10 protein-coding genes are annotated in these 10,787 nt (G+C 72.4%); 1 reads left to right on the plus strand and 9 read right to left on the minus strand.

Translation table 11 applies throughout. From position 1 onward, the window contains the following. The first annotated feature begins 18 nt into the window (after positions 1–18). The gene (serC, locus tag HNR70_RS07625) at positions 19–1,188 is read left to right on the plus strand and encodes a phosphoserine transaminase (protein WP_184325111.1); all 1,170 of its coding nucleotides are present in this window, start codon (positions 19–21) and stop codon (positions 1,186–1,188) included. Positions 1,189–1,313: 125 nt separating this feature from the next. Here serC and HNR70_RS07630 read toward each other — a convergent pair whose 3' ends face one another. The 9 genes from HNR70_RS07630 to HNR70_RS07670 all read right to left on the minus strand — a co-directional run bounded on the left by HNR70_RS07630 (position 1,314) and on the right by HNR70_RS07670 (position 10,777). Then, positions 1,314–1,844 carry a MarR family winged helix-turn-helix transcriptional regulator gene (locus HNR70_RS07630; protein WP_312857605.1) on the minus strand — a complete coding sequence of 177 codons (531 nt, stop codon included), beginning with the start codon at positions 1,842–1,844 and terminating at the stop codon, positions 1,314–1,316. Beyond that, on the minus strand, positions 1,841–3,343 hold the full coding sequence (locus HNR70_RS07635) for an NCS2 family permease (RefSeq protein WP_184325112.1): 1,503 nt from the start codon (positions 3,341–3,343) through the stop codon (positions 1,841–1,843). Before HNR70_RS07635 ends, HNR70_RS07630 begins: the two co-directional genes overlap by 4 nt. A gap of 51 nt (positions 3,344–3,394) precedes the next feature. Continuing rightward, entirely contained in the window at positions 3,395–4,207 is an 813-nt protein-coding gene (gene nagB / locus HNR70_RS07640) for a glucosamine-6-phosphate deaminase (RefSeq protein WP_184325113.1), read from the minus strand. A 290-nt stretch (positions 4,208–4,497) separates the two neighbouring features. After that, positions 4,498–5,871: an NAD(P)/FAD-dependent oxidoreductase gene (locus tag HNR70_RS07645; protein ID WP_184325114.1), complete on the minus strand. Its 1,374-nt coding sequence runs from the start codon at positions 5,869–5,871 to the stop codon at positions 4,498–4,500. A 135-nt stretch (positions 5,872–6,006) separates the two neighbouring features. Beyond that, on the minus strand, positions 6,007–6,960 hold the full coding sequence (locus tag HNR70_RS07650) for a Ppx/GppA phosphatase family protein (RefSeq protein WP_184325115.1): 954 nt from the start codon (positions 6,958–6,960) through the stop codon (positions 6,007–6,009). After that, positions 6,957–7,595 (minus strand): DUF501 domain-containing protein, encoded by a 639-nt coding sequence (locus HNR70_RS07655; protein ID WP_312857606.1) that lies wholly within the window; start codon positions 7,593–7,595, stop codon positions 6,957–6,959. Before HNR70_RS07655 ends, HNR70_RS07650 begins: the two co-directional genes overlap by 4 nt. After that, the gene (locus HNR70_RS07660) at positions 7,592–8,338 is read right to left on the minus strand and encodes a septum formation initiator family protein (RefSeq protein ID WP_184325116.1); all 747 of its coding nucleotides are present in this window, start codon (positions 8,336–8,338) and stop codon (positions 7,592–7,594) included. Before HNR70_RS07660 ends, HNR70_RS07655 begins: the two co-directional genes overlap by 4 nt. A 167-nt stretch (positions 8,339–8,505) precedes the next feature. Then, entirely contained in the window at positions 8,506–9,786 is a 1,281-nt protein-coding gene (gene eno / locus HNR70_RS07665) for a phosphopyruvate hydratase (protein ID WP_184325117.1), read from the minus strand. Between the two features lie 121 nt (positions 9,787–9,907). Further along, the gene (locus HNR70_RS07670) at positions 9,908–10,777 is read right to left on the minus strand and encodes a MazG nucleotide pyrophosphohydrolase domain-containing protein (RefSeq protein ID WP_312857607.1); all 870 of its coding nucleotides are present in this window, start codon (positions 10,775–10,777) and stop codon (positions 9,908–9,910) included. Positions 10,778–10,787: the final 10 nt, after the last annotated feature.

Consider the following 10,787-nt stretch of genomic DNA (forward strand, 5'->3'; position numbering starts at 1 on the left):
CCTGCAAGGAGATCCCGTATGTCCGCTGCCAGCACTGCACGCTCGGACGCCCTGCGCGCCCTGACCCTGCCCCCGGAGATCCTCCCGGCGGACGGTCGCTTCGGCTCCGGTCCCTCAAGGGTGCGCGACGCGCAGATGGAGGCGCTGGCCTCGGTCTCCCGCACCGTCATAGGCACCTCGCACCGCCAGGCCCCGGTGAAGGACGTGGTGGGTCGTGTCCGCTCCGGCCTCGCCGAGCTGTTCTCCGTCCCCGACGGGTACGAGGTCGTGCTGGGCAACGGCGGCTCGACCGCGTTCTGGGACATCGCCGCCTTCGGCCTCATCGAAAAGCGCTCGCAGCATCTCGTGCTCGGCGAGTTCTCCCAGAAGTTCGCCGCGGAGTCCGCCGGTGCCCCGCACCTGGACGCGCCGCAGATCATCACGGGCGATCCCGGCACCTGCCCGGCCCCGAGCGCGTCCCAGGATGTCGACGTCTACGCGTGGCCGCACAACGAGACCTCCACGGGAGTGATGGTCCCGGTCCGCCGCCCCGAGGGCTCGAGCGAGGACCAGCTCGTCCTCGTGGACGCGACCAGCGTCGCCGGCGCCGCACAGGTGGACATCGCGCAGACCGACGCGTATTACTTCGCCCCGCAGAAGGCCTTCGCCTCGGACGGCGGCCTGTGGCTGTCGGTCCTCTCCCCCGCCGCGATCGAACGGGCCGAGCGCCTCGATGCCGCCGGTGACCGGTGGATCCCCGCGTTCCTGTCGCTCACGGCCGCGATCGACAACTCGCGCAAGAACCAGACGCTGAACACTCCGGCGGTGGCGACACTCGTGCTGATGGCCGAGCAGATCGAGTGGATGGTCGCCCAGGGCGGTCTCGCCTGGGCCGACGAACGTACCCGCGCCACGAGCGGCATGCTCCAGGACTGGGCCGCGCGCCGCGAGGAGATCACCCCCTTCGTCGCCGATCCCGCGGCCCGCTCGCAGGTGGTGACGACGCTGGACGTCGACGACTCGATCGACGCGACCGCCATCACCTCGGTGCTGCGCGCCCACGGCGTCGTCGACATCGAGCCCTACCGCAAGCTGGGTCGCAACCAGCTGCGCATCGCGACCTTCCCCGCGGTCGACGAGGCGGACACCGCCGCGCTCATCGAGGTGCTGGACTTCGTACTGGACCGTTCGGCCGACGCGATCGCCTGACCCTCCTCCTCATCCTCCTCCGGAGCCGCGATGCTCCGGGGACGCCACGAGGGCCCCGTCCATCGGACGGGGCCCTCGTCGTGTCCGGCGGCGGCGGATGCCGGCCCTCTCGGGACCGCTCCGCGTCAGTCCCGCGGCGCGATGAGGGTGCGGCGCAGCAGTGCGGTCGCCGCGCGCAGCTGTTCGCGATCGGCCTCGGTGACCTCCCCGAGGCGGGAGCGCAGCCAGGCGTCGCGCTCCTCGCGGCCGGCGAGCACGGCGGCCCGTCCGGCATCGGTGAGGGCGACCAGCACCTGTCGGCCGTCGCCGGGGTGGGCGCTGCGCCGCACGAGTCCGGCCTCCTCGAGCCGTCCGAGCATCCTCGTCATGACGGGTGGGGAGACGTGCTCGAAGTCGGCGAGGGAGCCGGGCGTCGACTCCCCGGCGCGGTGGAGGTAGGCGAGCACCGAGAACTGGGGGGCGGAGACGTCCTGCGAGGCGGTGTGCGAGCGCAGGATCCGCGAGGACACCAGCAGCACCCGCTGCATCTCCGCCGCGAGCTCCGCGACCCCGTCGGCGGCCGCCGGCTCGTCGGCCCGAGCCCGGTCGGCCGACGTGCCCGCGGGCCCGGCCCCGTCGGCCGGCGCCTCCCCTTCCCGGTGCCCGCCCCGGCTCACAGCAGCAGGCCCTCGACCGCGCCGCGCAGGAAGTACGCGACGAACATCAGGGCGATCACGTACATGAGCCAGTGGATCGAGCGGGCCTTGCCGCGCACGAGCTTGATCAGCACGTACATGATGAAGCCGGCGCCCATGCCCACGGTGATCGAGTACGCGAAGGGCATGAGGATGATCGTGAGGAAGGCGGGGATCGCGACCTCGACATCGGTGAAGTCGATGTCGGTGATCTGGGTCATCATCAGGAACCCGACCATGACCAGCGCCGGGGTCGCCGCCTCGTAGGGCACCATCGCGACCAGCGGCGAGAGGAACGTCGAGAGCAGGAAGAGGATGCCGACGACCACGGAGGCGAGGCCGGTGCGGGCGCCCTCGGCGACGCCGGAGGTGGACTCCACGAAGCTGGTGTTGGAGGAGACGCCGCCGATGCCGCCGGCGATCGCGGCCGCGGAGTCGACCACGAGGATGCGCTGGGAGTAGGGGATGTCGCCCGTCTCGTCGACGAGGTCCGCGCCGGAGGCGACGCCGACCATGGTGCCCATGGTGTCGAAGAAGTCGGCCAACAGCAGCGAGAACACGATGACGCTCGCGCCGATCACGCCGGCAGCGGTGATGCCGCCGATCGGGTCGACGGTGAACAGGGTCGCGAAGTCGGGGACCTGGATCGGGAACTCGGAGACGGTGGGGACGTTCATCGCCCAGCCGCCGGGGTTGCCGGGGCCGTTCTCGTCCACCGAGGCGTGGGCGCCGAGGTGGAGGACCCGCTCGAGGATGATCGACAGCATGGTGGCGGTGACGATGGAGATGAGGATCGCGCCGGGGACCTTGCGCACCCACAGCACGAACATGAGCACCAGCCCGAGGACGAACACGAGGGTCGGCCAGCCGGTGAGGGAGCCGTCGTTGCCCAGCTGCACGGGGGTGCCCCCGGCGGTGGTGACGAAGCGGGCGTTGTACAGCCCGAGGAACGCGATGAACAGGCCGATGCCCACGGCGATCGCGGTCTTCAGGAAGGGCGGGACCGCGTCGAACACGGCCTTGCGGAAGCCGGTGAGCACGAGGATCAGGATGACCACGCCCTCGATGACCACCAGGCCCATCGCCCCGCCCCAGGTCATGCCGGGCAGCGGCACCACGGAGTAGGCGAGGTAGGCGTTCAGGCCCAGGCCCGCCGCGAGCGCGAGCGGGAACTTCGCCCAGGCGCCCATGAAGATCGACAGGATGCCTGCGATGAGCGCGGTGCCGGCGGCGACGGCGGGGAGGTTCGGCTCGGTGCCGCCGCCGAGATACATGCCCGTGGAGTCCGGGACGGTGCCGATGATCAGCGGGTTCAGCACCACGATGTAGCACATCGAGAAGAAGGTGACGAGACCGCCGCGGATCTCGCGGGGCACGGTCGAGCCGCGCTCGCTGATGTGGAAGAAGCGGTCGAGGGAGGAGCGGGGCGCCGTGGCGGTGGCCTGCGCGCCCGAGGAGGGGGAGGGATCAGCCTGCTGCATGCGGCGATCGTATCCGCCCGTCCGGGCGCACTGCCGGGCCGCCCGCCCTGCTCAGGCGGTCGCTGTGACCGGATGCTCCTCGTCGAGGCGGCGCAGGTGACGGTAGTAGTCGGCGAGCTCGAGGCGGGAGGCGGCGGCCTCGTCGACGACCACGGTCACGTCGCCGTGCAGCTGCAGGGCGGTGGCGGGCCAGCGGGCGCTGATCGGCCCCTCGAGCATCTGCGCCACGGCCTCGGCCTTGTTCTCCCCGGAGGCGGTGAGCACGATCCGGCGCGCCTCGAGGATGGTGCCCAGTCCCTGGCTGAGGGCGCGCACGGGGACGTCCTGCGGGGAGTCGAAGTAGCGGGCGTTGTCCTCGACCGTCCGACGGGTCAGGCCGATCACGCGGGTGCGGGAGGCCAGCGAGCTGCTGGGCTCGTTGAAGGCGATGTGCCCGTTGGCGCCGATGCCGAGGATCTGGAGGTCCACTCCGCCGGCCTCGCGGATCCGCATGTCGTAGGCGGCGGCCTCGGCGCGGGGGTCGGCGGCGGCGCCGTCCGGGGAGAGCACCGCGGCGTCGTCGATGTCGACGTGGGAGGTGAACTGCTCGCGGATGAAGCGGTGGTAGCTCTGCGGGTGCCCGGCGGGAAGGCCCACGTACTCGTCCAGCAGGAAGGCACGGCTGCCCGCGAAGGACAGCCCCTCCTCGCGGTGGCGGCGGATCAGCTCCTGGTAGGCGGGCACCGGCGAGGAGCCGGTCGCCAGGCCCAGCACGGCGCCGCGGCCCTCCTCGCCGGCGACCGCAGCCTCCCGCAGGGTCCGCGCGAAGACGTCGGCGACGACCCGGGCGCCGGCCTCGGCGTCGGCGACGATGTGGATCTCCATGGGGTACCGCCTCTCCTCGCTCGCGCTGCGGACCGCATCGAGCCCCGCCGCACGGTGACGATTTCTGCTCATCGACCTCTTGAAATGAACATAGTCGGTCACGACGGCGGGTGCATCCCGGCGGGCACCCCGTTCGCCCCAGGCGCACTCGCTCCGGGATATTCGCCCTGATGTCCGCCCGCACATGCACGGACGCCGCCGCGCTGCTGCGCGACGGCGTCCGTGGTGCGAGGGCAGGGGCCCTGCGGGGTCAGTGCCCCCTGCGGGTCACCTGCGGATCACAGGGAGGGTCACTTCTTCTTGCCGGAGTTGGCGGCGTACTCGAAGGCCGCACGCGGGGTCTCGGCCTGCGGGATGCCGATGATGTCGCGGCGGGAGATGAGGTTGGCCGCCCAGCCGGCGATCACGGCGGCCTTGCGGCCCAGGGTCGGCATCGCGTACACGTGGTAGCCGCGGGCCATGGCCCAGGCCGGCAGACCGCGCACGTCGATCTCCTTGTCGCCCAGCATCAGGCGGCCGACGCCCTTGTACATGCCGAGGGTCGCGAAGACGCCGAGGTTCTTGTGGTAGTAGTCCACCAGCGGGCGGCCCTGGACGGAGCGAGCGATGTTGTCGGCCAGGCGCTTGCCCTGACGCACGGCGTGCTGGGCGTTGGGCGGGCAGAACTTGCCCTCGCCGGAGGCGAGATCCGGGACGGCGGCGCAGTCGCCGGCGGCGAAGACGTCGTCCAGCGGGCCGTTCTCGGTGTTCACGCGCAGGTCCGGGAGGACCTGTACCTTGCCCATGAGCGGGCCGCGCTCGGTGACCACGGGGAGATCGGAGGCCTCGTCGTCGGACAGCACGGGGTTCGGCTTGACGCCCGCGTTCCACACCAGCAGGTCAGTCTCGAACTCGTCGCCGTCGCTGGTCTTGATCAGGCCGTTCTCGGCGGAGTTCAGGAAGGTCTCGAGCTTGACCTCGATGCCGCGCTCGCGCAGCTGGTTCAGCACGTAGGCGCGCTGCTCCTCGGTGAGCTCGGGGAAGATGAAGGGCGCGCCGTCGACGAGCACGAAGCGGATGTCCGAGGCGTGCAGGTCGGGGTAGTAGCGCAGGGCGTCGCGGACCATGTCCTCGGCCTCGGAGACCGCCTCGCCGCCGGCGAAGCCGCCGCCGATGAAGGTGAAGGTCAGCAGGCGCTTGCGGGCCTTGGGGTCCTTGGTGGTCGCGGCCTCGGCGAGGTTGGCGAGGATGCGGTCGCGGACGGACACGGCCTCCTCGACCTGCTTGAAGCCGATCGCGTTCTCGGCCAGGCCCGGGATCGGGAGCAGACGCGGCACGGAGCCGAGGCCCACGACGAGGTAGTCGTAGGAGATCTCGAGCTTCTCGCCCTCCTCGGTCTCGACGACCACGGTGTGCTCCGCGGAGCGGATCGCGGCCACGGAGCCGGTGACGACCTTGGTGCCGGTGAGGACCTTGCGCAGGGGCGCGAGGACGTTGCGGGGGTCGATGCTGCCGGCGCCGACCTCGGGGAGGAAGGGCGCGTAGGTCATGTACGGGCGCGGGTCGACCACGGTGATCGCGACCTCCGCACCGAGGGACTTGCGCAGCTCGGACGCGGTCGTCAGGCCGACAGAACCGCCGCCGAGGATCAGGACATGGGGCTTGCCGCCGAAGGTGTTGGTCATGCGGAACAGACTATGACCGTCGGGTCCCTGAGACAAAAGCGCCCGTCAAGTGGTCAGGCAGGCGCGCGACCCCGCCCGCGGGCGGGGCCATCCGGCGGCCGGGCCCCGCCTTGGCGGGGTGCGGCCGCCGGGCGCTCAGGGCACCCGGTCGAGCAGGTCCAGGGCGATGCCGTCGAGGATGTCGTGCTCGCTGGTGCGGGTCTCGGTGATCCCGGCGGCTGCGACCACCCGGTGGACGACGCGTGCCCAGATCAGGGCCCCGGCGCCGATCACGTCGATGCGTCCGGGGTGGATGACGGCGTGGCGCGAGCGCTCCTCGCGGGTCTCCCCCAGCAGCGTCAGGCAGAGCCGCTCGACCTCGCCGGCGTCCAGGCGTGCGCCGTGGGTGACGTCGGGACGATAGTCCCGGATGCCGGTGGCGACCGCAGTGACGGTCGTCACGGTCCCGGCGACGCCGACGAGCGCGGCGGTGTCGGCGAGCGGCACCTCCTGCTCCGCCTGATCGAGCATCGCGTCGATGTCGGCGGTGGCCGCGGCGATCTCCTCGTCCGTCGGCGGATCGGAGCGCAGGTGGCGCTCGGTCAGGCGCACGGAGCCGATGTTCAGGCTGATGCGGTGGGTGGGGTGGTCGGTGCCGAGCACGAGCTCGGTGGAGCCGCCGCCGATGTCGATCACCAGTGCGGGGCCGTCAGGCAGTCCCTCGACGGTGCTGACCGCGCCGCGGAAGGACAGCTCGGCCTCCTCCTGGCCGGTGATGACCTCGGGGGTGATGCCGAGGATCTCGCGGATCCCGTCGATGAACACGTCGCGGTTGGAGGCGTCGCGGGTTGCGGAGGTGGCGACGAAGCGGATGTCCTCCGGGGCGACACCGTGATGGTCGATGAGGACCTTGTAGCGGCGGGCCGCGTCGAGGGTGCGCTCGACGGCCACCGGGTCGAAGCGGCCGGTGCGGTCCACGCCGAGGCCGAGGCGGACCATCTCGAGGTGGCGCTCGAGGTCGACCATGCGCCCGCTCGCCTCGTCGCGTCGGGCGATGAGCAGGCGGATGGAGTTGGTGCCGCAGTCGATCGCGGCGACGGGGGTGCTCATCGGGTCTCCTCGTCATGATCAGGCTGATCGGCGTGCTCCGCGGAGCCGTCGGCCGCGCCCTGCTCCTGCCCCGCACCGGGGCCATCGCCCTGGCAACGGCAGGCGAGCGCCCACGCGGCGCCGTCGGTGGAGCCGTCCTCGAGCGCGACCCCCTCGACCATCGCGAGGACCTCGTCGGCGACGGGGTTCGTGCCGGGCCCCTCGGCGAGGGCCTGACCGGCCAGCGCGTGCAGGCACTTCACCCGCGTGGGCATGCCGCCGGCGCTGACGTGGCGCACCTCCTCGGCGTCGCCGATCTCGGCGCGACGGGCGAGGTACAGCTCGTGGGCGCGGGAGTAGCCGGCGGCGAGCTCCTCGTCCTGCCCGAGGCGCTCGGTGAGCTCGGCCATGAGGCCGGTCGCCTCCAGGCGCGAGAGCTCGAGGGTGAGCCAGGGCAGGGTCAGGTAGAACGAGGTCGGGAACGGGGTGCCGTCCTCGAGGCGGGGCGCGGTGCGCACCACGGCCGGGCGTCCGCAGCCGCAGCGGGCCGCGATGGAGACGACCCCGCGCATGTCGCGGCCGAGCTGGGCGCGCATCACCTCGAGGTCATGGGCGGAGGCGGGGGTCTCGGCGGGGAGGGGCGCGAGGGTGGTCACGGGGTGCTGTCCTGATCTGAGGGGGCGGCGGGATCGGTGGCGTCCGCGGGATCGACGGTGCCGTCAGCGGGGTCCTGGTCCTGGACGTCCTGGTCGGTGGAGCCGGTCTCGTCGGGGATGTCCTCGGGGGTGAGGCGGCTGGAGCCCTCGACGCTCTCCCACAGGGTGGAGAACCACTCCCCCTCCTTGGCGGCCTCCTCGGCCTGCTGGGCCTCGGTGAGGGGCACGTCCTGGCCGGAGGTGTCGGTGAGGCGGTACTGAGTCTCCCCCGGCATGGCGAACAGGAGCCGTTCGCGCGCGCGGGCGGCGACGTAGGCGGGGTCCTCCCAGCGGGCGACCTGCTCGCGCAGCGCCTCGACCTCGGCCTCCTGCTGGGAGACCTGGGCCTGCAGCTCCGAGAGCTGCTGGCGCTGGTCGACGTAGGAGTTGACGGTGGGCACAAGGGCCGCGAGGGCCACCACCACGATCGCGACGAGCGCGAGGGTGCGGCGGGTGATGGTGATGCCGGGGCCGTCCTGCTCGGGGCCCTCGGGGGTGGTGCGCGCGGGCCGCGAGGCGGCGGCGGGCCCGCGGCTGCGGTCGCCGGCGGCGGAGCCCGCGGGGCGCCTGCTCGTGCGGCCGGTGCCGGCTCGTGCGGGGGCGGCCGACGGGCGGGAGGTCGGCCGCGAGGCGCCGCGTCGGCCCCCGGACGCGGGGACCGAGCGCCTCGTCGTCCTCGGGGCGCCCGGTCGTCTGCTGCTCATGCCGACGAGGATACGACCTCGGCCCTGGATGCCCCGAGGTGAAACGCGGGGCCTGCGGCGGTGATCACCCCGGAGGGTGTCACCGCCGCAGGCCCCGGGAGGGAACTGCGCTCAGGCTGTGGTTCTCAGGCTGTGTTTCTCAGGCCGCAGTTCTCAGGCCGCAGTTATCAGGCGGTGAAGCGCGGGAACGCGGAGGCGCCGGCGTAGCGGGCGGCCTCGCCGAGCTCCTCCTCGATGCGCAGCAGCTGGTTGTACTTCGCGACGCGCTCGCCGCGGGCGGGGGCTCCGGACTTGATCTGGCCGCAGTTGGTGGCGACGGCGAGGTCCGCGATGGTGGTGTCCTCGGTCTCGCCGGAGCGGTGGGACATCATCGCCTTGAAGCCCGCACGGTGCGCGAGGTCCACGGCGTCGAGGGTCTCGGAGAGCGAGCCGATCTGGTTGACCTTCACCAGCAGAGCGTTCGCGGCGCCCTCGGCGATGCCGCGGCCCAGGCGCTCGGGATTGGTGACGAACAGGTCGTCGCCCACGAGCTGGGTCTTGGCGCCGATGCGCTCGGTGATGGCCTTCCAGCCGTCCCAGTCCTCCTCGTCCAGCGGATCCTCGATGGAGACCAGCGGGTACGCGTCGACGAGCTCGGCGTAGTAGTCGATCATCTCGGCGGAGGTCTTCTTCTCGCCCTCGAAGGTGTAGGAGCCGTCCTCGAAGAACTCGGAGGCCGCGACGTCCAGCGCAAGGGCCACGTCCTTGCCGGCCTCGAAGCCGGCCTTGCCGATGGCCTCGACGATCAGGTCCAGGGCCGCACGGTTGGACTCGAGGTTCGGGGCGAAGCCGCCCTCGTCGCCGAGGCCGGTGGCGAGGCCGCGCTCCTTGAGCACGGACTTCAGCGCGTGGTAGACCTCGGCGCCGACGCGCAGGGCCTCGGAGAAGGTTTCCGCGCCGATCGGGGCGATCATGAACTCCTGGATGTCGACGTTGGAGTCCGCGTGGGAGCCGCCGTTGAGGATGTTCATCATCGGGACGGGCAGGATGTGGGCGTTGGGGCCGCCGACGTACTGGTAGAGCGGCACACCCGCGGAGTCCGCGGCGGCGCGGGCGACGGCGAGGGACACACCGAGGATGGCGTTGGCGCCGAGGGTGCCCTTGTTGGCGGAGCCGTCGAGCTCGAGCATCGCGGCGTCGATCGCGCGCTGCTCCTGGACGTCCATGCCCAGGATCGCGGGCTGGATGTCGGCGATGACGGCGCTGACGGCGTCCAGGACGCCCTTGCCGAGGTAGCGGCCCTTGTCGCCGTCACGGCGCTCGACGGCCTCGAAGGCGCCGGTGGAGGCGCCGGAGGGGACCGCGGCGCGGGCGAAGGTGCCGTCGTCGAGGAGCACCTCGACCTCGACGGTGGGGTTTCCGCGGGAATCGAGGATCTCGCGGGCGTGGACGGCATCGATGACTGCCATGGGCTGTTCCTTCCTTCGGTGATGAAGTTCGAATCGTCCGGTCGGCACTGACCGTCTGCCGGACAGTCTAGGCCGTGCGACGACGCTCACGCTCGTCGGTGCCCGCGGTTGCGCTCCCGGCTTAGCTGGGCGCGCCGGGCGCGTCGGCGCCCTGCGGGACGGAGGTCCCGCTCGGTGCCCCGCCGACGGTCAGGGTGCGGGTGCGGGCGAGCAGGGTGCGCAGCGCGGTCTCGGGGTCGTCGTCGCGGGCCTCGGCGGCGACCACGAGGTCGAGCAGGGCGCGCGAGATGTCTCCGCCCCAGTCCTCCGCGTCGGGCGCGGCGGCGGCCTCGTCGGCCGCGGCGAGGAGCTCGTCGAGGCGCCCGTCCGAGCGGGCGCGGTGCACGGCCTTTGCGGCGGTCTGCAGGGCGGGCAGGCGCGAGGGGATCCCGTCGAACCAGCCGCGGGCAGGGGCGCTGCCCGCGTCTCCCCCGTCCGCGGACGACGCGGCCGCTTCCTTCTCCGCCGCCTGCTTCTCCGCGGCCTTCACCGCATGCCACTGGGCGATGATCGCGTCGACGTCGGCCGGGTCGGCGAGCGCCGCCTCGCGGTCCTCGCCGAAGACGTGGGGGTTGCGCCGCTCCATCTTGGCGACGAAGGAGCGGGCCACGTCGTCGATGTCCCAGGCGGGCTCCTCCTCCTCGCCCACGCGGGCGTGGAAGAGGATCTGGAAGAGCAGGTCCCCGAGCTCGTCGGCGAGCGCTCCGGGGCCGTGGGAGGCCGGGTCGTCGATCACCTCGAGGACCTCGTGGGTCTCCTCGAGCAGGTACCGGGCGAGCGACGCGTGGGTCTGCTGGTGCGTCCACGCGTCCCCATCGGGCGCGCGCAGCGCCTCCATCACCTCGACGGCCCGCAGCAGCACGCTGCCGCGGGGCCCGGGCGCAGGCTCGGCCCCGGCCGCGGGCACGGGCTGGGGTGCGGTCAGGGGTTCGTCCACCGGTGCATCGCTCACAGCAGCGAGG

It is taken from the genome of Brachybacterium aquaticum (genome assembly GCF_014204755.1).
GTDB lineage: Bacteria > Actinomycetota > Actinomycetes > Actinomycetales > Dermabacteraceae > Brachybacterium > Brachybacterium aquaticum.

What these genes read in the sequence shown, in the direction of transcription:
- serC (WP_184325111.1), top strand. Translation starts at nt 19, where the DNA reads ATGTCCGCTGCCAGCACTGCACGCTCGGACGCCCTGCGCGCCCTGACC.
- eno (WP_184325117.1), bottom strand. Translation starts at nt 9,786, where the DNA reads ATGGCAGTCATCGATGCCGTCCACGCCCGCGAGATCCTCGATTCCCGC.
- HNR70_RS07650 (WP_184325115.1), bottom strand. Translation starts at nt 6,960, where the DNA reads ATGAGCACCCCCGTCGCCGCGATCGACTGCGGCACCAACTCCATCCGC.
- HNR70_RS07635 (WP_184325112.1), bottom strand. Translation starts at nt 3,343, where the DNA reads ATGCAGCAGGCTGATCCCTCCCCCTCCTCGGGCGCGCAGGCCACCGCC.
- nagB (WP_184325113.1), bottom strand. Translation starts at nt 4,207, where the DNA reads ATGGAGATCCACATCGTCGCCGACGCCGAGGCCGGCGCCCGGGTCGTC.
- HNR70_RS07660 (WP_184325116.1), bottom strand. Translation starts at nt 8,338, where the DNA reads ATGAGCAGCAGACGACCGGGCGCCCCGAGGACGACGAGGCGCTCGGTC.
- HNR70_RS07645 (WP_184325114.1), bottom strand. Translation starts at nt 5,871, where the DNA reads ATGACCAACACCTTCGGCGGCAAGCCCCATGTCCTGATCCTCGGCGGC.